Origin of the sequence: Bradyrhizobium yuanmingense (assembly GCF_029167105.1) — a bacterium.
In the GTDB taxonomy this organism is placed as follows: domain Bacteria; phylum Pseudomonadota; class Alphaproteobacteria; order Rhizobiales; family Xanthobacteraceae; genus Bradyrhizobium; species Bradyrhizobium yuanmingense_A.
In genome coordinates this window covers 42,401-66,418 of sequence record NZ_JARFML010000006.1, presented here as the reverse complement: position 1 = coordinate 66,418, position 24,018 = coordinate 42,401, and the positions used below count along the sequence as shown (strand labels likewise).

The window sequence follows — 24,018 nt, the reverse complement described above, 5'->3', positions numbered from 1 at the left end:
CGCACAGAAGCGCGAGAGATGATGATCATGACATACTCTCGTTCACGCTGCATTGCCATATCAGGCCGCCTTTTCGCCAGCGGCGAGAAAGGCCTTGGCCAGCGCCCGCCCGATCGTCGCCCTCGCCTGCAAAGCATCGGCCACGACATTCCCCATGCGCAGGAATTCATGGATCATGCCGGGATAAACGTGCAGATCAACGGGAACGCCGGCCGCCGCCAAGCGGGCTGCATATTCGCGCCCCTCGTCCACCAGGGGATCGAACTCGGCGAGGACGATGCATGCGGGAGCAAGGCCCGACAAATCATCCGCTGCGAGCGGCGCAAAACGCCAATCGTCGCGATCCGACTCGTCGCGGAGATATTGCCGGAAGAACCAATCGACGGTGGAGCGCTCCAGGAGATGGCCGGTACCGTAGCGCTCGTAGGATGCGGAGGTCTGTCGGGAGCTGAGACCGGGATAAGCGAGAATCTGAAGCACCGGCTGCGGAAGGCCCGTGTTTGTCCTTGCTTCGATCGCGAGCGCGGCGGCAAGCGTTCCGCCGGCGCTGTCGCCGCCGACGGCGACCCGGCGCGGATCGAGCCCGATCGCACGGCCCTCGCGGCCGATCCAGGCCAGCGCATCGACGGCATCCTCGAAGGCGGTCGGAAACTTGTGCTCCGGTGCGAGCCTGTAGCCGACCGAGAGCACGGCCGCACCGCTGTCCTTGGCGAGGCCGCGGCACAATGGCTGATGCGAATCGAGGCTGCCGACGACGAAGCCGCCGCCGTGCAAGTAAAGAAGAACAGGAATGGGAGTGCGTTCGCTCGGCTGCGCGCTCGCATAGAGCCGCGCCTCGATCGTCGCGCCATCCCGCACCGGCAGCGACAAACGCCGCTCGTAGGCAAGCGCCGGCGGATCGACGTCGAGCAGCGGCGAGGACGCATCGAAATCGGTCCGCGCCTGCGCAGCAGTCAATTGCGGAAACGGAATGCGCGCGCCGCTTTCGGTGCCGGCCTGCACCATCTCGAGCAATGCCGCGATATCTGGATCAAGACTCAAAGGCTTACTCCGCCGGCTCCGGGACCGTATCCTGCGCGATCGTCGACGCCGCCGCCGGCACGAGCAGACCGCAGATCTCATCGAGCAGGCCGGCATCCCTCAGGATCGTGAAATGGTTGTCGCCAATGAGGCCGCGATCGACCGCCTTCGGCAAGTGCAATTCCAACCGATCACGCTGCGCCAGACGGGTCGACGTCCACCAGCAGAGCGGCGTGGCTTCGAGGCCCCGCGGCAGCGCGGTGTTCTGCGCCAGCCTGTTGAGATGCCGTCCGACTGCGAATGCAGCGGACAAATCATCCGCACCGAGCGAGGCGTCGTCCGCTCTCGCGCCCCTGCCCTGCTCCAAAACAGAAGCAACGAGGTCGCGAATGTGCCCCGGTGTCTCCGGCAGATCAGCACGTTTCCATGCCTCGACCTGCGCCTTGATGCGAGAGGCCGCAGCGCTCGGAAGAACCGCCGACAGCAATCCTGCGAGATCGTCGGCCCAGTGTGCCATCGACTCCTGCCGGTTCGATCCGTCCGGCTGTCGCGGCACGAAGCTGTCGACCAGCGCGAGACGATCGACGCGCTCACCGCCGCGTTCGAGCTCGGCCGCGACGAGACCGACCAGCAGTCCTCCCAAGGACCAGCCGACCAGGCTATAGGGACCGCGCGGCTGCATCCGCCGGATCTCGGCCGCGTAGTCCACGGCCATGGCTTCGAGGGAGGCGTCGGTCCACGAGGGATCGACCAGCATTCTCGATTGCAGCCCGATCACCTGCCGGTGCCCTTCGAGGCGGCGCGCCAGCGGCCCATAGTCGAACACTGTGCCGAAGCCGCCATGCACAGCGAAGACCGGGTTCACGCCGCGAACCGCGGCATTCAGCGGCAGCAGCGCCGATGGTGCGACGGCGGACGCCGCGATCGCGCTGCCGGCGAGCAAGGCGCGAATCGTCGGCTTCTGAAGCAGATCGCGCAACTTGATCTCAATCCCGAATATCTGGTCCTGACGGACCCGCGCCACGACCTTGAGACACAGGATCGAATTACCGCCAAGCTCGAAGAAATTGTCGGTGACGCCGACCTTCGGCACCTCCAGGATCTCGGACCATAGGCGCGCCATTGCAATCTCTGCCGGGGTTCGCGGGGGGACGAAGCTCCGCATCGACGCATCGGGAGCCGGCAATGCACGCCGGTCGATCTTGCCGCTCGACAATGTCGGCAACCGCTCCAGCACCATGATCCGCGCCGGCACCATATAGGCCGGCAGGATCAGCTTCAGGAAACCGGTCAAGCGCGCGACCAGCGTCTCGGCCGCATCAGGCGCGGCGTCCTCTGCAGCCTTCGGTGCGACATAGGCAATGAGCTGATTTCCGGCTGCACTCGGCACTGCCACCACCGCCGCCTGCGCAATCGCCTCGTGACGAAGCAGTGAGGTCTGGATCTCCCCGAGCTCGATGCGGAAGCCGTTGACCTTGACCTGGTCATCGCTGCGGCCGAGATATTCGACGGTGCCGTCCTCGCGCCACCGCGCCAGATCGCCAGTGCGATACAGCCGCGCTCCCGGGGTCGACGAGAATGGGTCAGGAACGAAGCGCTCGGCGGTCATGCCGGCCTTGCCGTGATAGCCGCGCGCCAGGCCGAAGCCGCCGAGATAGAGCTCGCCGGCGACACCGGCGGGAATTATGTCGAGTGCGCCATCCAGAATGTAGGCGCGACGGTCTCCGACCGGCAGGCCGATCGGCGCGTAGGGCGTGTCGCATTCGGACGCGCCATCGACCTTCCAGACCAGCGGCGTGACGACGGTTTCGGTCGGACCATAACCATTGATCAGAATACGTGGCTTGAGAACGCGCCTGACCTTGTCGAAGCCCGCCTTCGGCATCGCCTCGCCGCCGAACGAGTAGAGCTTGACCGGCGGCGGATTGCCGCTCTGCGCGACGCAATCGGCGACCTGCTGGAGGTAGGCCGGCGGCAATCCGATATGGCTGACGCGATGGGCGTGCAGGTTCTCGACCGTCTGTTCCGGCGTCCACAATTCGGCGTCACGCATCAACAGCCGTGCACCATGCGACAGAACTGTGAGCCAGCGCTCATGGGCGCCGTCGAAGGCCAGCGATAGGAAATGCAGCTCGCAGGAGCTTTCGTCGATCTCGTAGAGGCTGCCCGTGACGTGACAGTGCATCGCCAGCGGACCGTGGCCGACAGCCACGCCCTTTGGCGTCCCGGTCGAGCCCGAAGTGTAGATCAGGTAGGCTAGGTTTTCGGGATGCAGTTCACGTTGCGGCGAATGGTCGGCTCCCTCGTCGAAGTCGAACGTGGACAGCGAGATTATCTGGACACCATCCGGGATGCCATCGATCTCGAGCCGTCCGGTCAATAGAAACGCGATCGCGGCATCGCGCATGACGAATGCGCGGCGTTCCGACGGCAACTCGGGATCGAGTGGGAGGTAGGCTCCGCCCGCTTTGAGCACGGCCAGCAGCGCGATCATCGTGACTGCGGTTCGCTCGACCACCACGCCCACGCGCTGCTCGGGTTTGAGCCCGCGGGCGATCAGGTGGTGGGCCAGGCGGTTGGCCCTGCGCTCGAGGTCTCCGAACGAGAGCACCGAGCTGCCGATGGTCAGCGCCGTCCGCTCCGGATGACGCCGCGCATGGCTGCTGATCGTCTCATGCACCAGCGGCAGCGGCGCGCTCGACGTCGCGTGCCGATTGCAACGATCCGCAAGGACGGCGTCGAGCTCCGTCACGGGATCGATGCTGCCGAGCGGAACCGTGGCGTCCCGCGTCAACGCCGCCAGCAAGTGCTCGAACTGCGCCTTGATCTGCGCCGCCTGCGCCGCCGTAAAATGGCTGGGCATATAGGTGTATTCGACCTGGAGCGTGTCTTCGACCAGCACCGAGAGGTCCATCGGATAGTTCGTCACGTCGACATTCTTGAGGCCGCTGAACCGCAATGCGCCTGCGCCGCGGTGCATGCTGCGTTCGATCGGATAGTTCTCGAAGACGATGATGCTGTCGAACATGGTCTGACCGGCGCGGCCGGCCCAGCCCTGGATGTCATAGAGCGGCGTATGCTCGTAGTCCCGGATCGCCGAATTGCGGTCCTGCAGCGCGCGGAGCCATTCTCCGATCGGGCTTTCGGGCGGAAGCGTTTCGATCACGGGCAGCGTATTGATGAAGAGCCCGAGCATCTGCTGTGATCCGTCGAGACCGGCCGGACGACCGGCCACGGTTACGCCGAACGTCACGGTGTTCTGGCCCGAATAGCGTTGCAGCAGCAGCGCCCACACGCCCTGGACGACGGTGTTCAGCGTGATCCGTTCGCGCCGCGCGAACGCCTTCAGCTCGGCGGTCGCGGCCTCTCCGAGACGCGTGTAACAGCGTTCGTGGCCGGGCGCCTGGTGGCGGCGCGCGCCGAAGGCATCGGCGAGCTGCGTCGGCTGATCGAAGCTCCTGAGTTGTTCGCGCCAGAAAGCTTCGGCAGCTTTGGCGTCCTGCGCCTGCAGCCAGGCGATATAGTCGCGGTAGCGCGTCGCATTCGCGGCGGCAGCACCGACGTAATAGCACTCCAGGACTTCTCCGACGAACCTTGCCGAGCTCCAGCCGTCCATCAGGATGTGATGATAGGTCCAGATCAGCCGATACAGGTCGTTCTGGAAGCGCAACAGCCGCACCCGCTGGAGCGGCGGCCTCTGGAGATCGAACTCGGCGGCGCGCTCATCGGCAAGGGCCGCCGCAATTCTTTCATCACTGATCGCCTGCCCTCGCCAGTCCTCCTGTGCGAACGGCACGGTGGCGTCGCGATAGACGGCTTGCAGCGGGGAGCCGGAGAGCTCACGCCAGAGGAAGCCGGTCCGCAGCATCTGATGACGCGCGCTCACCTCGCGCCACGCTGTGCCGAGCCGTTCCGGGTCGAGGCCCTGGATCTCGACACTGACCTGGTTGACATAAACGCCGCTGCCGGCATCGCGCAGGCTGTGAAACAGCATGCCCTGCTGCATCGGCGACAGCGGATAGACGTCCTCGACGCGGCTCCAGTCCAGACCGAGCCGTCCGAGCTGCTCACTGGAGAGTCCCGCCAGCGAGCCGCGCTCCGATGCGGGGTCTTCCTTATCGGGCTCGACATCTCGGGACGACGCAATCAGCGCCTCGATGGTCTGATGCCGGAACACATCGCGCGGCTCGATGAGCACGCCTTCGCGCCGCGCGCGGCTCACCATCTGCAGGGAGATGATGGAATCGCCACCGAGCTCGAAGAAATTGTCGGTGACGCCGATATTGGGCTGGCGCAGCAGATCGGCCCAGATCGCGGCCAATGCGGCTTCGGCCGGCGTGCGCGGCGCCACATGCTGGGCGGGCGCCGCGAGCTGATCCGGCGCCGGCAATGCCTTGCGGTCGATCTTGCCGTTCGGCGTCAGCGGCAGACGCTCCAGCACCACGATCCGCGCCGGGACCATGTAGTCGGGCAGCGTCGAGGACAGCGCCGTTTTGAGCGCCGCCCCATCCAGCGCTTCGCCGCTGACATAGCCGACCAGTTGGCGGCCGGCGCCGGCCTCGCGCGCCACCACCACGGCCGCGCGAACGCCCGGCTGCGCCTGCAGCCGCGCCTCGATCTCACCGAGCTCGATGCGGAAGCCGCGGATCTTCACCTGGAAATCGGCCCGGCCGACATAATCGAGCACGCCGTCGGATCGCCACCGCGCGACATCGCCGGTGCGGTACAGCCGCGCGCCCGGCGGACCGAAGGGATCAGGGATGAAGCGCTCCGCGGTCAGGCCGCCGCGCCGCCAATAGCCGCGGGCGAGCCCGCTTCCGCCGATATAGAGTTCGCCGGCAACGCCGACCGGTGCGAGGTTGAGGTCACCGTCGAGAACGTAAAGCGTGGTGTTGCCGATCGGGCGGCCCAGCCGCGGACGATCGTCCCTCGCATCGAGCCGATGGCGCGCCGACCACACCGTGGTCTCGGTCGGGCCGTACAGGTTCCAGACCTCGCCGGCTTGGGCCACCAGCCGCCGCGCCAGATCCGGCGGCAGCGCCTCGCCGCCGCACAGCACCCGGCAGCTCGCCGGCAGTGCAGGGCCGTCGTGATCGAGCAGCATGCGCCAGGTCGACGGCGTTGCCTGGATCAGGGACACGCCATGCCGCTGCACGATCGCCTTGAGCTTGGCAGGATCATGCGCGGCCGCACGATCCACCAGCACGACACAGGCGCCGATCGTCAGCGGCAGCCACAGCTCCAGCACCGCGATGTCGAAAGACAGCGAGGTCAGCCCCAGCACGCGGTCGCCGGCCGACATGCCGGGCTGCTCCGCCATGGTCGCGAGGAAATTGATCACGGCGTCATGGCGGACCATCACGCCCTTGGGCAGACCGGTCGAGCCTGAGGTGTAGATCACATAGGCGAGGCTCTCGCCGTGAACGACGACATCGAGATTGCCGGCATCGCCGCCCTCGCCGTCCTGTCCATCAACGAGCCAGGCCTCTGCGCCGGTCTCCGCCAGGATGGCTGCGAACTGATCGCACAATCTCTCTTGCGTCAGCACCAGCGCCGCGCCGCTGTCGCGCAGCATGTGCGCCAGCCGCTCCGGCGGGTAATCCGGATCGAGCGGCAAATAGGCCCCGCCGGCCTTCAGCACCGCCAACAGCGCGACCAGCATCCCGACGCCGCGGTCGAGCACCAGCCCGACCACGATTTCGGTCCCAACGCCGTGATCGCGCAATCGTCGCGCCAGCCGGTTGGCGCGTGCATTCAGCGCGGCATAGCTCAGCTCCGCCTCGCCGAACACCAACGCGATCGCTTGCGGCGACTTCCGGACTTGCGCCTCGAACTGCGCAATGATCCCCGCGCGCGGTTCATCCCGACGCGTATCGTTCGCCCGTGCAAGCAGGACGTCATCCGCGGGATCGCGGGCCGCGATCATCCCGACCGGTCGATCGGCATCCATGCTCAGCGCCTCGATCAGCCGCACAAAGGCTCGCTGCAGCCGTGCGATCTGGGCCTCATCGAAATATTTGCGGTGATAGTTGAAGACGAGGCGCAGGCGCTCATCGACGCCGATGCTGGCGAACAAGGGATAGTTGCTGGTCTCGACGATCCGGGTTTCGCCGACCTGGATCTGCCGGTTCTGTCCGATCAGCGCGCGGTCGACCGGGTAATTCTCGAATACCAGGATGCTGTCGAACAGCGGCCGTCCGGGGCGCCCTGCCAGCCGCTGGATCTCATATAGCGGCGTCGCGCCGAATTCGCGCAAGGCCAGATTGCGATCCTGCAACTCGCGGAGCCATGCGCCGACGGCCTGCTGCGGGCTGACGCCGTCGATGACGGGCAACGTGTTGATGAACAGGCCGACCATCTCTTCGGCGCCGGCGAGTTCCGGCGGTCTGCCCGACACGGTGACACCGAAGCAGACCGTGCCTTGCCCGGTATGCTGTCGCAGCAACTGCGCCCATGCCGCCTGCACCAGCGTGTTCATCGTGATCCGCTCGCGCGCCGCAAATTCCTGCAAGCGTCCGGTCAGTATAGAATCCAGCTCAAGCGCGAGCGTGCCGTGGCCGGACGATTGCGCGCCCGTCGGTTCGGCGAGGCTGCCCGCCAGGAAACTCGGCTCGTCCAGTTCTGCCGTCGCGTTGCGCCAGAACGCCGCCGACGCGTCGCTGTCGCGGGCCTTCAGCCACGCGATGTAGTCGCGATAGCGGTGATGCAGTGCCGGCAGACGGCCCTCGCCATTATGCTGCATCACCTCGGCGATCAGCCGCGCCGAGCTCCACCCATCGAGCAGGATGTGGTGATGCGTCCAGATCAGCCAATGCCTGTCGTCGCCAAGCCGGATCAGCCGGACCCGCTGCAAGGGTGGTCGCGACAGGTCGAACCCGGCGGCCTGCTCCTGCCGTGAGACAGCGGCCAGCGCTGCGTCCAGTTGCGCTTGGTCCCACGTCGCACTCCGTGCCCGCCAGTCATCCTCGACAAAAGGCACCTCGGCCCGTCGATAGACGACCTGTTGCGGCGCGCCAGACAGGTCACGCCAAACAAATCCCGTCCGCAGCACCGCGTGACGATCGCTGGCTGCCTGCCAGGCGCGGCGCAGCTTTCCGGCTTCCAGCCCACGGATCTCCGCCGCGACCTGGTTGACGTAGAGCCCGCTCTCGCCGTCATGCATCGCATGGAACAACATGCCCTGCTGCATCGGCGACAATGGATAGATGTCCTCGATCTCGCGCCAATCGAGCGCAAGCCTGTCGAGCTCGGTCTGACCCAGCCCCGACAATGCCACATCCGATGGTGTCAGGCCGCAAGCGCCGCCGGTGCAGTGATCGACCAGCTCACGCAACGCAGCCTCGTACAACGCGGCCAGCCGCTCGACCGTCTCGCGCCGATAGCGCTTGCGGCCGAAGCCGAACGATAGAAACAACCGACCATCGCGCACCGTGCCGTTCACGCTCAGCCAGCGTCGCAGCGGGCTCGATGCATCCCGCGATGGGCCGGCGCTTTCCGCTGCCATCTTGAACAGCACCGCCTCATCGCCCCCATCGATCTGTCCGAGATAGTTGAACGCAATCTTCGGCTCGCCGGCATGCGATAGCGCCAAGCGTTGCTCTTCGGAGCCAAGATAACGCAATACGCCGTAGCCCAGTCCGCGGCCGGGAATGCCGCGAAGCTCCTCCTTCACGGTCTTGACCAATGACGAAGGATCTTCCGAGCCACCGGCCAATCGCACCGGAAAGGCCGTCGTAAACCAGCCGACCGTGCGCGAGAGGTCGAGATCGCCGGACAGATGCTCGCGGCCATGCCCCTCCAGCTCGACGAGAATGTCGTCCTGCCCACTCCACTGCCAGACGGCGCGTGCAAGGCCGGCAAGAAGGAGATCATTGATCTGCGTACGATAAGCCGATGGCGCCTCCGCCAGCAGGCGCTGCGTCCATTGCTCTTCGAACGACAGCAGGATTTCATCGGCATCCGCCATGCGATCGAGGTCGGCATGATCGTCGTCGCAGGGAATGTCCGCATGCGCGCCGCGGCTGGCCCAGTAAGGCAATTCCGCCGCCAGTTCAGGGGACGTTGCGTAGGTCCGTAAGCGCTGTCCCCACAGTGCGTACGCGTGGCTCTTGGGCGGAAGCACAACCGTGGCGTCGCCGTTTCCAAGCCGCGCGTAAGCTGCGGCGATGTCCTCCAGCAGAATGCGCCATGACACCCCGTCGACTACCAGATGGTGGATCACGATCAGAAAACGCTGGCTGCCATCGGCGACATCGATGCCGACCGCCCGTAACAGCTCCCCGCCGGAGATCGACAGGCTTGCCTGCGCCGACGATGCCAGCGCCGTCACGGCGACCCGGTCGATCGCCTGCCGCACCCAGAGCAGCGCATCCGCTGCCGGAGCAGAGCCGTGCTCGGCATGCCAGCTCCCCTGCCTCTGCGCGAAGCGCAGGCGCAGTGCGTCATGATGATCGACCACGGCGGCGAGCGCGCGCCGCATCACGTCCCAGTCGAGACGTTCTCTCGGCTGCAACAGCACCGCCTGATTCCAATGATCCCGGTTCTCCATGTCGTCCGCAAAGAAGCGGGACTGAATCGGCAAGAGCGGATGCGAGCCGGTGACCTGCCCCTGATGGGCGAGCGTCCCCGTGCGCTGCTCGGTCCGCGCCCCGCGCGCCAGAGCTTCGAGCGTCTGATGTTGGAATACGTCGCGGGGCTCGATCAGGTACCCGACGCGCCGGGCGCGGCTCACCATCTGGAGCGAGATGATGGAATCGCCACCAAGCTCGAAGAAATTGTCGGTGAGGCCGACGGCCGACCGGCCGAGCAGCTCGGCCCAGATCTTTGCAAAGGCGATCTCCGTCGGCGTGCGTGGCGCCTGATGATCCGCGTGGCCATGGGCCATATCGGGCGCCGGCAGCGCCTGGCGATCAACCTTGCCGCTCGGCATCAAGGGCAGCCGCTCCAGCACGGCAATTCTTGGCGGCACCATGTAATCCGGCAAGACGGCCGACAGCGCGGCCCGTAAGGCTGCCTCAGTCCACTCGCCGCTGCCGCTGACATAGCCGACAAGCTGACGGCCGGTGCCGACATCGCGCGCCACCACGACGGCGGAGCGAACACCGGGCTGCTCGAGCAACCGCGTCTCGATCTCGCCGAGCTCGATGCGGAAGCCGCGGATCTTGATCTGGTGATCCGCGCGTCCGACATAGTCGATCGCGCCATCGGCGCGCCAGCGCGCCAGGTCTCCCGACCGATAGAGCCGCTCGCCTTGCTCCCCGAAGGGATCGGGAATGAAGCGCTCCGCCGTCAGCTTCTCGCGCCGCCAATAGCCCCGCGCCAAACCGGCCCCGCCGATGAACAACTCGCCGGTCACGCCTGCCGGAACCATGTTCAGATCGGCGTCGAGGATGCGGATCGTCACGCCGGGAATGGGGCGTCCGATCGGCACGCGCGTTCCATCCTCGTCGCGACAGGTCCAATAGGTGGCGTTGATGAGAGCCTCGGTCGGTCCGTAGCGATTGTCGAACCGCACATTGGGGAACGCCGCACACACACGCGTCATGAGATCGAGCGACAGCGCCTCGCCGCCAGCAAACAGGCGCCTCAGCGAGGTGCAGCGCGCCGCGCCGGGCTCGGTCACGAAATGCTCGAGCATCTGCGGCACGAAGTGCAGCGTCGTCACGTCATGGGCGATGACGGCGTCCACCAGGAGTCGCGGCTCGCGATGCGCGCCTGGAGCCGCGATCACGAGCCGCGCGCCGGTTGCGAGCGGCCACAATATCTCCCAGACCGAGACGTCGAAGCTGAACGGGGTCTTGTGAAGCAAGGTCTCGGCAGGATCGAGACGATACTCCGCCTGCATCCAGCCGAGCCGTGCCGCGAGTGCGCGATGCGAGCAGGCGACGCCCTTGGGTAGGCCGGTCGAGCCCGACGTGTACATCACATAAGCCAGGCTGTCCGGATGAAGCGCCGGGTCGGGATTGCCGGCAGGCGCCTCGATCCGAGCTTCACCCTCGCCGTCGATTGTCCAGGCCTCGGCGTCCGCATCCGCGATTACAGAGGCCAGATGCGGAAGCAGCCGCTCCTGGGTCAGCACCAGCGCCGTTTCGCTATCACGGAGCATGTGGAGCAGGCGATCGGACGGGTAGTCGGGATCGAGTGGCAGATAGGCGCCGCCGGCCTTCAGCACGGCCAGAACGCCGACGATCAGCTCGACGCTGCGCTCGAGCGCCAAGCCGACCAGCCGGTCGCGGCCGATCCCGTGCCCCCGCAGCCGCGATGCCAGGCGATTGGCACGCGCGTTCAACTCGCCATAGCCGATCTGCCGTTCACCGAAGATCAACGCGATCGACGACGGCGAGGCCGCGGCCCGGGCTTCGATCTGCGCGACGATGCTGTCGCCAAACTTCGGTGCCCGCTCGGCGCTGCCGCCCCAGCCGAGCAATCTCTGCTCCTCATCAGCATCGAGGCTGTCCAGCGCGCCCAGCGGCCGCGAGGCGTCCGCCACGATCCTGGCCAGCAGTTGCGACAGCGAGGCCTGCAGATATCTGATATGATCGTCGTCGAAGCGGCTGCGATCGTAGCGAAAGCCCAGATTGATGCCGTCGGGCTTGGCGAAGACCGCCACCGTCAGCGCATAATTGGTAATCGAGACCTGCTCGACCCGGCCGAACCGGCGTCCGCTTTCGCTCTCGCCCCGCAGCGCCTGATCGATCGGATAGTTCTCGAACACGAGGATGTTGTCGAACAGCGCGCGACCGGAGCGGCCGGCAAGTCGCTGAATTTCGTAAAGCGGCATCCAGCCGTGATCGCGCAAATCCGTGTTGCGCGCTTGGAGATCGCGCAGCCACGCTCCGATCTCGGTTTGCGGGCTTGCCTGATCAACGACGGGCAGCGTGTTGATGAACAGGCCGACCATCTCCTCGGCCCCGCTGACCTCGGCCGGTCGGCCGGAGACCGTCGAACCGAAGCAGACCGCGCGCTGGCCGGTGTGACGACGCAGCAGCTGCGCCCAGGCGCCTTGCACCAGCGTGTTGAGCGTGACGCGCTCGCGCCGCGCAAAGGCTTGCAGGCTTGCCGTCAGATCCGCCGTGAGCAGCTGGTCCAGCGAGCCATGGCCGGAAGCACCGCGGGCTGCAGGTCGTCCCACCGTGTCCGCTAGGAAGCTGGGCTCGTCCAATTCGGCCAAGGCCGATCGCCAGAACGAGGCCGACACCTCGCGGTCCTGCCTTTGCAGCCACGCGATGTAGTCGCGATAGCGGCCCTTCACTGCTGGCAAGCGTGCGCCGCGTTCGTGCTGCAGGATCTCGGCCATCAGACGCGCGGCGCTCCAGCCGTCGAGCAGGATATGGTGGTGGGTCCAGATCAGCCAGTGGCGCGCCTCGTCGAGCCGGATCAGCCGGACCCGCTGCAATGGCGCCTGAGACAGATCGAATGCCCTGGTACGTTCGGCTTGCGCAATTCCCGCGAGCGCAACCCGCAGCTCCTCCTCTTCCATGGCGGCCGCCCGCGAGCGCCAGTCTTCTTCATCGAATGGCAAAGGCGCAGAGCGATAGACCACCTGCTGCGCGGCCCCCGACAGCTCGCGCCACGCAAATCCGGTTCGCAACACGGCGTGGCGCGAACTGATCTCGTGCCAGGCTGCGCGCAGCCTGCCGGCCTCGAGACCACGGATCTCCAGGCCGATCTGGTTGACGTAATTGCCGCTCTCGCCATCACGCAGGGCATGGAACAGCATGCCCTGCTGCATGGGCGACAGCGGATAGATGTCCTCGATCTCGCGGCAGTCGATCGTTGCGACCAGCGCGTCGAGATCAGCCTGCTTCAGCTTCGACAAGGCGAAGTCCGACGGCGTGATGCCGCGGGCGCCGCCCGTGCAATGCGCGACGAGTTCGCGCAAGGAAGCCGCGTAATGCTCGGCGAGACGTTCGATCGTTGCGCGCCGGTAACGCCTGCGGCCATAGCTGAACGACAGGCGCAACTGTCCTTCGCCGACCTGACCGTTGATGCTGACCCAGCGGCCAAGCGGCGCGCTTTCGCTGCGCATCGGCCCCGAGCTCTCGGGCGAAAGGCGAAACGGGGCACTCTCTCCCATGCTGGAATCGAATTGGCCGAGATAGTTGAAGACGATGCGCGGCTCGGGACGTGCCGCCAGGGCGCTCCGCTGCGCCTCGGTGCCGAGATGACGCAGGACGCCGTACCCCAAGCCGCGGTTGGGAACGGCCCGAAGCTCCTCCTTGACGGATTTGATCAGCGAGGCATCGTCCCCGGAGCCACCCGGCAGCCGCACCGGAAAAGCAGTGGTGAACCAGCCGATGGTGCGGGATACATCGGCGCCCGCGAAGACATCCTCGCGGCCATGGCCTTCGAGCTCGACGACGACATCCTCAGTCCCGCTCCAGCGCGAGACGGCACGCGCGAGTGCCGCCAGCAGGAGATCATTGACCTGGGTGCGGTAGGCGGTCGTGGCTTCCTTCAGCAGCCGCGTGGTCAATCCGGCGTCGAACGCCAGCAGGACTTCCTCGCCGTCGGCAACCCGATCTACCCCGCCATGATCGTCATCGCAGGGAAACGCTGCATGCGATCCTCGCTCCAACCAATAGTCGAACTCGGCTGCCAGCTCGTCGGTCGCAGCATAGGCCTGCAATCGCGCGCCCCAGGATGCATAAGAGTCGCTCCTCGCCAGCGCGACTGAAGCCGCGCCCTGGCGGAGCTGATCGTACGCCGTTGCAAAGTCTTCGAGCAGCACACGCCATGACACGCCGTCAATGACGAGATGATGCACCACCACCAGAAGACGCTGGCTACCGTCCGCGAGATCCATGCCGACCACACGCAGCAGCGGCCCGGCCAGCGACAGGCTGGCCTGAGCTTGTGAGGCGACCTTCGTGACTGCGGCGGCATCCTGGAGGTCACCACGAGTCCACAGCAGCTCGGACGTTGGCGGCGTAGCGCCGTAGGTCGCGCGCCAACCGCCATCGATCTCCTCGAAGCGCAGGCGCAGGGCTTCATGATGCGCGACGAGAGCGGCAAGCGTGAGCTCGACGAGCTTCCAGTCGAGCCGCGACTTCGGCATCAGCAGGACGGCCTGATTCCAGTGATGACGGTCCCCTGCATCCTCACCGAGGAACCGCAACTGGATCGGCAGCAGCAGGTGCTCGCGGCCGTCGAGATCGACCTCGGCGGCGACGATCTCCGCTTTGTCTTCACTCCGCGCCACGCGCGCCAGATCCTGCAAGGTCTGATGCCGGAAGACGTCACGCGGCTCGATCAGCAGGCCCGCCTGGCGCGCCCGGCCGACCAGCTGCAGCGAGATGATCGAATCGCCACCGAGCTCGAAGAAATTGTCAGTGGCGCCGATGGCGGGCTGGCCGAGCAGCTCGGCCCAGATCGCAGCGAGCACCGTCTCGACTGCGGAGCGCGGCGCGACATGCGCGGTGGTTGCGGCCGGCATCTCAGGCGCCGGCAGGGCATCGCGATCGACCTTGCCGTGCGCGGTGAGCGGCAGCCGGTCCAATCGCACGATGCGGGCCGGCACCATGTAGTCGGGCAGCTCATCCGAGAGCGCCGCGCGCATCGCCGCTTCGTCGAACGGCCCATCGCCGGCGACATAGCCGACCAGCTGACGGCTGACGCCGGCTTCACGGGCAACGACCACGGCCGATCGCACGCTGGCCTGCCGCATCAGCCATGCCTCGATCTCGCCGAGCTCGATCCGGAAGCCGCGGATCTTCACCTGATGATCGGACCGGCCCACATACTCGATGACGCCATCGGCACGCCAGCGTGCCAGATCGCCGGTGCGATACAGACGCGCGCCCGGTGCGCCAAACGGATCAGGGACGAAGCGCTCCGCCGTCAGCTCGGCGCGCTGCCAGTAACCGCGCGCCAGTCCCTCGCCGCCGATGAACAGTTCCCCGGTCACGCCGACCGGGACGATGTTGAGATCATTGTCCAGGATGTAGGCCGAGCGGCGGCCCACCGGGCGACCGATCGGGGCATAGTTGCCGTCGATCTCCTCGCTCGCATCGACCTTCCAGACCAGCGGCGTAACCACGGTTTCGGTCGGCCCGTAGCCGTTGATCAAGGTGCGCGGCTTGAGCGCGCGCTTGACCTTGTCGAAGCCGGCCTTGGGCATCGCCTCGCCGCCGAACGAGTACAGCTCGACTGGCGGCGGATCGCCACGCCACATCGCGAAATCGGCGAGCTGTTGCAGGTAGGCGGGTGGGAACCCGGCATTGGTGACGCGCTGCCGGCGCAGAACCTCGATGGTCTGTTCGGCCGACCACAGGTCGGCATCCCGCATCACAAGCGCGGCGCCGCAGGTCAATGCGGTCCAGAGCCGCTCATGGGCGCCATCGAAGGTGAAGGACAGGAAGTGCAACTCGCGCGAGTGCCGATCCATGTCGTAGAGCCCGGCCGTCACCTCGCAGTGCATGGCGAACGGACCGTGTTCGACTGCGACGCCCTTGGGGATGCCGGTGGAGCCGGAGGTGTAGATCACATAGGCAAGGCTGGTTGGCACCACCGCGATCTCCGGATCGCTTTCGCTTTCCCCCACGAAATCGACCGCGCCGAGCGGAACGACCTCGACGCCAGCCGGCGGCGCCGTCAACGCCGAACCATCCGCGTCGACCAGCACGACACGCGCGCCGGCATTGCGGAGGATGCCGACCTGTCGTCTGGCCGGATGCTCGGGATCGAGCGGCAGATAGGCTGCACCCGTCTTCAAGATGGCGAGCAGCGCTGCAACGAGGTCTGGCGAACGCCGTGCCGAGACGCCGACAAGGTCGTCGCGCCCGAAGCCGAGACGGATCAGGCGGCGCGCGAGGCGATTGGCGCGACGGTTGAGCTCGGCATAGCTGATTTCATCGTCGCCGAAGACCAGCGCCGGCGCGTCGGGCGTTTCGGCGGCCAGCCGTGCAACCGTCCGATGCACCGGTGTGAACGATGAGCTTGCCGTTTCGTCATCTGCGCGATTCCATTGCCGCAACTGCCCCAGTTCCTGTTCGGACAGCAACGCCACATCGGCGATCCCTCGCGCGTCGTCGGCGACCATGGCCTTCAGGATCGTGGTCCAATGCGCGGCAAGACGCTCGATCGTCGCCGCCTCGAACAGCGCCGTCGCATAGGTGAAGACGGCGCGGATCTCGCCTGACAGCCCCTCTTCGGTATCGAGCGCGAGGTCGAACTTGACGGTATCGACCTCTGTATCGATCGTCTCGATCTGTAGACCGGTCCGATCCGGTAGACTAGCCGACGCCCGACGACGCTGGTGATTGTAGAGGACCTGGAACAGTGGATTCTGACTCAGGCTGCGCGTGGGCTGAAGGATCTCGAGCAGACGTTCGAACGGAAGGTCCTGGTTCTCCTGTGCCTCGACAGTGGCCGCATGAACCACCGCAATGAAGTCCGCGATCGCCGCGCGGCCGTCGATCTGCGTGCGAAGCACCTGGGTATTGACGAACAGACCGATCACGCCGCGCGCTTCATCGCGATGCCTGTTGGCGACGGGCACGCCGATGTTGATGTCGGACTGTCCGGTGTACCGATAGAGCAGCAGCTTGAAGCTCGCCAGCAGGACGGCGAACAGGGTCGTGCGATGCCGCCGCGCGAGCGCGCGCAAGCCATCGGCTAGCGCCGGGTCGAGCGGGATGCGAAGTGCCGATCCCGCCAGGTCCGGGACTGCCGGGCGCGGCCGGTCGAGCGGCAGCTGGAGCACCGCCGGATCGGCGAGACGCCTGGTCCAGTAGCCGACCTGCCGTTCGCCATCGACCGCGCTCATCCAGAGACGCTGCCATTCGGCGTAGTCGGCATAGTCAATTTCCGGCTCAGGCAGCGCCGGCGCTTCACCGCGTGCGAATGCCGCGTACAGCTTCCAGAACTCGTCAACCAGCACGCCCATCGACCAGCCGTCGGCCACGATATGGTGCAGGCTGACGACGAGGGAGTGATCGCGCTCGTCGAGCGTCAGCAGCGCCGCGCGCATGAGCGGGCCGGCCTCGAGATCGAACGGCAGCGAGGCCTCCTGCCGCGCCAGCTCGCGCGCCTGCCGTTCGCGGTCGTCGCCATCAAGGGCCAGGTGCCGCAATGCGGCCGGCTGCGGAAGCTGAATGACTTGTTCGGCCTGCTCCCCTTCCTGCCGAAACACGGTACGAAGCGCGCTGTGGCGGGCGACGAGCATATCGAACGCCTGTTGCAATGCGCGTGGTTGCAGCTGGCCGCGCACGCGCACCGTCGCCGATATGTTGTAGGCGGCGCTGGACGGATCCATCCGCCACAGGAACCAGAGGCGCGCCTGCGCAAAGGACAGCGGCGCCCGCTTTCGCTCCTGGCGCACGATGGGCAGCATGGCGAGGTTGACGCCCTTCGCCGCGAGCTGCGACAGGAACGCGTGCTGCTTGCCGGAATCGAGACGCATCAGGCGCCGTGAAATGTCGCGCAGCTGCTGCTTTTGCGTGGTTGCCGTGTCACTCATCGGACAGTTCGACTTCCTTCAACATGTCGAGCATCGCTACGATGTCGTCGCTTCGCTTGTCGGTCTCGCTCTCCAGGCTCAGCGCAGCAGCCATGGTTTCAACGGACGTCAGTTCAAACAGGCGATTGAGCGGCAGGTCGTGGCCGAGATCGCGCTTGATGCGGCTGACGAGCTGGACCGCGATCAAGGAATCGCCACCGAGCTCGAAGAAGTTGTCGGTGACGCCGATATTGGGCTGGCGCAGCAGATCGGCCCAGATCGCGGCCAATGCGACCTCCGCCGGCGTGCGCGGCGCCACTTGCTGGGCGGGCGCCGCGAGCTGATCCGGCGCCGGCAATGCCTTGCGGTCGATCTTGCCGTTCGGCGTCAGCGGCAGACGCTCCAGCACCACGATCCGCGCCGGGACCATGTAGTCGGGCAGCGTCGAGGACAGCGCTGTTTTGAGCGCCGCCCCATCCAGCGCTTCGCCGCTGACATAGCCGACCAACTGACGGCCGGCGCCGGCCTCGCGCGCCACCACCACGGCGGCGCGAACGCCCGGCTGCGCCTGCAGCCGCGCCTCGATCTCACCGAGCTCGATGCGGAAGCCACGAATCTTCACCTGGTGGTCGGCCCGGCCGACATAATCGAGCACACCGTCGGATCGCCACCGCGCGACATCGCCGGTGCGGTACAGCCGCGCCCCCGGCGGACCGAAGGGATCAGGGATGAAGCGCTCCGCGGTCAGGCCGCCGCGCCGCCAATAGCCGCGGGCGAGCCCGCTTCCGCCGATATAGAGTTCGCCGGCAACGCCGACCGGTGCGAGGTTGAGGTCACCGTCGAGAACGTAAAGCGTGGTGTTGCCGATCGGGCGGCCCAGCCGCGGACGATCGTCCCTCGCATCGAGCCGATGGCGCGCCGACCACACCGTGGTCTCGGTCGGGCCGTACAGGTTCCAGACCTCGCCGGCTTGGGCCACCAGCCGCCGCGCCAGATCCGGCGGCAGCGCCTCGCCGCCGCACAGCACCCGGCAGCTCGCCGGCAGTGCAGGGCCGTCGTGATCGAGCAGCATGCGCCAGGTCGACGGCGTTGCCTGGATCACGGACACGCCATGCCGCTGCACGATCGCCTTGAGCTTGGCAGGATCATGCGCGGCCGCACGATCCACCAGCACGACACAGGCGCCGATCGTCAGCGGCAGCCACAGCTCCAGCACCGCGATGTCGAAAGACAGCGAGGTCAGCCCCAGCACGCGGTCGCCGGCCGACATGCCGGGCTGCTCCGCCATGGTCGCGAGGAAATTGATCACGGCGTCATGGCGGACCATCACGCCCTTGGGCAGACCGGTCGAGCCTGAGGTGTAGATCACATAGGCGAGGCTCTCGCCGTGGACGGCGACATCGAGATTGCCGGCATCGCCGCCCTCGCCGTCCTGTCCATCAACGAGCCAGGCCTCTGCGCCGGTCTCCGCCAGGATGGCTGCGAACTGATCGCGCAATCTCTCTTGCGTCAGCACCAGCGCCGCGCCGCTGTCGCGCAGCATGTGCGCCAGCCGCTCCGGCGGGTAATCCGGATCGAGCGGCAAATAGGCCCCGCCGGACTTCAGCACCGCCAACAGCGCGACCAGCATCCCGACGCCGCGGTCGAGCGCCAGCCCGACCACGATTTCGGTCCCGACGCCGTGATCCCGCAATCGTCGCGCCAGCCGGTTGGCGCGTGCATTCAGCGCGGCATAGCTCAGCTCCGCCTCGCCGTACACCAGCGCGATCGCTTGCGGCGACTTCCGGACTTGCGCCTCGAACTGCGTGACGAATGATCGGTCTTGCGGATAATGCGCCAGCGCCCGATTCCACACGTCCAGCAAAAGCTGACGCTCCTCGAGCGGCAAAATGTCGAGCTGCCGGACCGGCGCACGCGGCGCATGTTCCAGCGCATCGGCCAATTGGTCGAGCGCTTGCTGCATCAAGGCGCAGATGCGATCAGCCGAGAACGGATCAACGATCTGAGCGGTCAGACCAAGCGCCTGGCCATAATCCTCGACGGCCAGCATCAGCGGATAATTGGTACGCTCCTCGCCACCGAGCCATTCGATCGCGGAGTGCTCCCTGTTGGCAGCCAGATCCGCCGGCATTGCATTGTGCCGATAGTTCAGGATCGCACTGAACAGAGGCGCGGGTGCCGTGACGCCGCTGCATCGCTGCGCGAGCGCCAGCGAGGCGTGCTCGTGTGCCATCAGCTCGGTCAGCCGACGATGCGCATCACGAACGCTGTCCTCGACCGCTGTGTCGTCGAGATCGAGCCGCAGCGGCAAGGTGTTGATGAACAGGCCCATGGTGCGATCGCCGCCCGCGGCGGCCTGCATGCGACCGAACAAAACAGTCCCGAACACCACGTGCTCGCGCCCGCTGGTTCGCGCCACCACCTGCCCCCAGGCGAGATGGCAAAGGCTGGCGAGGCTGACGCCCAGCCGCCGCGCCTGCGCGCGAAGCCTTGCGTTCAAGCTCTCGGGCAGCATCAGTCGGGCTTCGGCCACGCCGGCACCGTCGCCATGCACCCGGTCCAGCCCAAATGGCGTGGTCGGCTCGTCGATGTCGGCGAGCATGCCGCGGAAGAAGCGCTCATGCTCCGCGGTCGCCGCCGATCCGCGCGCCTGTGCCACCAGATTCCGGAACGGATAGGGCGGCGGCAATTCGTGAACTCGCCCGGACAGGATCTTCACCACCTCGTCGTGCATCACCTCGAGCGTGGAATGGTCGCCGATGAGGTGATGCAGCAGGACCAGGAGCAGCCAGCGCCCGCCCTTTGGATCGGCGGCGAGCGCAAAGCGCAGCAATGGCGGCTGTCCAAGATCAATCCGATGGAAACGCGGATCGAATCGTCGAGCCAGCTGCTCATCCGCCGGACCTTCGCCATCCAGCACGACCTCGGTGACGACCAAGGGCGCCTGCCGCCAAACCACCTGTGCCGGCGTGGACAGTCCGTTCCACACGATGGACGTTCGCAGAATGTCGTGACGGGCGACCACCTGCCGGACCGCGTCGAGATAACGATCGAGCAGGCCGCGGTCAGTAAAAGCCATCCGGCCAACCAGCAGATAGGGATCGCCTTCCTTCGACAGCAGGTGATGGAAGAGGATGCCATCCTGAAGCGGCGAGAGGCCGTAGACGTCCTGGATGTTGGCGACGCCGCCGGGAACGCCGGCCACGATGCTGTCGATGTCGGATTGTGTCAACGTGATCAGCGGCAGCAATTCCGGTGTGATCGCCGTCGTCTGCTGGGTGATCCGATTGACCGGAACGTCGGCTTCTACGCCGCCATCGAGGCTGGCGGCAAAGTCCCCCAGCACCGGCTTCGCGAACAGCATGCGCGCATCCGCCTTCAGCGCATGCCGCTGCAATCGCTCCAGCATGCGCACTGCGAGCAGCGAGTGGCCGCCGAGCTCGAAGAAGTGGTCACTGCGTCCGATCCGCTCGACGCCCAAGAGCTCGGCCCAGATACTTGCGACAATCTGCTCGACCTCGCCTCGCGGCGGCTCGAAACGGCGCCGCGCATATGCATCGTTCTCCGCCGCCGGCAGCGCCTTGCGGTCGACCTTGCCATTCGGCGTGAGCGGGAGTGCATCGAGACTTACGAACGCTGACGGCACCATGTAGTCCGGCAGACACGCACGCAGGTGATCGCGCAACGCGCTGGCCAATTCATTGGCATCGAGCCCCGCGCCATTGCCGCGACGTACGGCGACATAGGCGACAAGCCGCGCGTCACCACCGTGATCCCGCTGCACCAGCACGGTTGAATCGGCCACGTCGGCGTGCTCGTTGAGCCGAAACTCGATCTCGCCGAGCTCGATGCGAAAGCCACGGATCTTGACCTGATGGTCGTTGCGGCCGAGAAACGCAATATTGCCATCCGGGAGATAGCGGCCGAGATCGCCGGTGCGGTACATGCGTGCATCCGCATCGCCGCAGAAGGGATCGCGCACGAAGCGTTCCGCCGTCAGATCGGCGCGATTGAGATAACCGCGCGCGACACCGACCCCTCCGATATGGATTTCGCCCACCGCGCCGAGCGGAACGGGCGTACCGAACCGGTCCAGAAGATAGATTCGCGCATTCGGCAGCGGTCGACCGATCGGAGCGGCGTCGCCGTCAAAACCCTGATGCCGCAACCAGCTCGTGGCGCAAACCGTTGCCTCCGTCGGCCCATAACCGTTGAAGACGGCAATACCAGGAGGCAATCCCTTGACCAGCTCGGCCTTGGGCAATTCACCGGCAAGAACGAGAACCCGCAACGAGGCGAGCCGTTCGAGATCGGTCCGCCCGTGCAGCATCGCCGGCGGCAGGGTCGCATGCGTGATCGTGTTGTCCGCGAGATAGCCGAACAATGCCGTGGTGTCCTGATGCTCGCGCGTGCCGGCCAGAAACAGCGCGGCGCCCGAGCACAGCGCCATGACGATTTCCCAGATGCTGGCATCGAAGCTGAGCGAGGCAAACTGCACGACGCGGCTGCTCGAATTGACGCTGAACAACGCCCGCTGCGCCAACGCCAGATTCACCAGGCCACGGTGCTCGACCATTACCCCCTTCGGCCGGCCGGTCGAGCCGGACGTGTAGATGATGTACGCGAGGCTTCGCGCAGTCAGTCCTTCGACGAGACCACTCGGATCCGAGGTCGCCTGCCCTGTGCCTGCATCGGGGTCGACGATCTCGCAGGTCCCATCCGGAATGATCGCGCGTCCTGTGCCGTCTGCGATCAGCAGGCGCGGCCTGGCATCGTCGATAATCTGACGTAGCCGCTCTGTGGGATAAGCGGGATCGAGCGGCAGATAGGCACCGCCCGCCTTCAGCACGGCCAGCAGGCTTACTACCATGGCAATGCCGCGCGGCAGGCAGATCGCAACGGGCTGATCCGGCACCAATCCCAAGGTGATCAAGTGCCGCGCAAGCCTGTTCGCTCGCGCATCGAGCTCGCTATAGCTCAGACGAACGTCCTCGTGCGCCAGCGCAATGGCATCCGGCGCCCTTCTCACCTGCTCCGCAAATAGATCGTGAATGCAGCTTTCGGAGGGAAACGGCGTGGTCGTCTCGTTCCACGTGTCCAGAACGCGCCTGCGCTCATCGACACCAATGATATCGATCCGGTCGACCACCTGGTCCGCATCGGAGATCATGGCCCGCAGCACGGTCAACAGATAGCCCCGATGGCGCGTGATCGTCGCCTCGTCGAACAGCGACGTCGCATAATTCAGGGAGCCGACAATGCGCCCGTCCATCTCGCCGAGATTGAGCTCGAGATCGAACTTGACCTGTTGCAGCGGAATATCAGCGACCTCGGCCTTGAGGCCAGGCAACTCGAGGGCTCCCATGTCGTTGCTTTGCCAGGCGAATACGACCTGGAAGACCGGCGTCTGCTCCGGCCGTCGCAGCGGTTGAACGATCTCGACGACCTGCTCGAACGGCAGATCCTGATGATCCTGCGCCGCGAGCGCCGCCGCACGCACGCGGCGGAGGAGCTCGGTGACGCTCGGCTCGGCCGCGAGATCGACGCGGAGAGCCAGCATGTTGACGAAGAATCCGATCAGGCCCTCGATCTCCGGCCTGCCTCGATTGGCCGTCGGCGTCCCGATCACGATATCCGTCTGCCCGGAGAGTCTCGACAGCACGGCTGCCCAGGCTGCCAGCACCGTCATGAAGGCGCTGGCGCCATACGCCTGGCTCAGTCGCCTGATACCGGATGCGAGCTCCGCATCGATCTCGATCGGCAGGGACGCGCCGGCGAGCGACCTGATTGGCGGACGCGGCCGGTCTGTCGGCAATTCGAGCACGGCAGGGGCATCCGCGAGCGCTTCTCGCCAATAATCGACCTGCCGCTGCAAGCGCTCGCCCGACAGCCATCGGCGCTGCCAGGCGGCATAGTCCGGATACTGAATTGCCAATGGCGGCAGAGGATCGTCCTTGCCTGCGGCGAACGCCCGGTAGAGAGCACCGAGCTCACGCATGAGCACGCCGATCGACCAGCCGTCCGAGACGATGTGATGCTGGGTGAGCAAGAAGAGATGGTCTCGCTCCGCCATCCGGATCAGGCGACCGCGGACCAACGGTCCTGCGGCGAGATCGAACGGCGTCGCGGCCTCCTCGCGGCAGAGGCGCGCCAGCTCCTGCTCGCGATCGTCCCGACCACTCAGATCATGTTCGAGCAGCGGCACACGTTCATCCGTCGGCAGCAGCACCACGCGCGGCTGTTCGTCCACCACGCGAAAGACGCTGCGCAGCGCTTCGTGGCGCGCGAATACACGATCGATGCTGCGACGCAAGGCTTCGAGATCGAGCTCGCCCGTAAGCCGCAATGCGCCGCGAATGTGATAGCTGGAATTCGTACCATCGAGCTGCGCCAGCAGCCAGAGCCGCTGCTGCGCAAAGGACATTTCCAACGATCCGCTCCGCGCCACCACCGGGATAGCGCTAGCGTCACTCCGGCCACGATTCCTGGCCAGCGCGACGAGCTTTCTCATCTGCTGGGGATCCAGATCGCGTAAGCTCGGCTTTGCCGTGTCAGCCATG

3 protein-coding genes are annotated in these 24,018 nt (G+C 66.2%); all 3 read right to left on the bottom strand.

Annotated features, from left to right (window positions below; genetic code table 11):
- Positions 1 to 60: 60 nt before the first annotated feature.
- The 3 genes from P0R31_RS09845 to P0R31_RS09835 are packed head-to-tail and all read right to left on the bottom strand — an operon-like array spanning position 61 to position 24,017.
- A complete protein-coding gene (locus P0R31_RS09845; RefSeq protein ID WP_275513903.1) occupies positions 61 to 1,041 on the bottom strand; it encodes an alpha/beta hydrolase in 981 nt (326 codons plus the stop codon).
- 4 nt (positions 1,042 to 1,045) lie between these two features.
- Positions 1,046 to 17,479 carry a non-ribosomal peptide synthase/polyketide synthase gene (locus P0R31_RS09840; protein ID WP_275513902.1) on the bottom strand — a complete coding sequence of 5,478 codons (16,434 nt, stop codon included), beginning with the start codon at positions 17,477 to 17,479 and terminating at the stop codon, positions 1,046 to 1,048.
- Positions 17,472 to 24,017: a non-ribosomal peptide synthetase gene (locus P0R31_RS09835; RefSeq protein ID WP_275513901.1), complete on the bottom strand. Its 6,546-nt coding sequence runs from the start codon at positions 24,015 to 24,017 to the stop codon at positions 17,472 to 17,474. Before P0R31_RS09835 ends, P0R31_RS09840 begins: the two co-directional genes overlap by 8 nt.
- Between the last annotated feature and the right edge of the window lies 1 nt (position 24,018).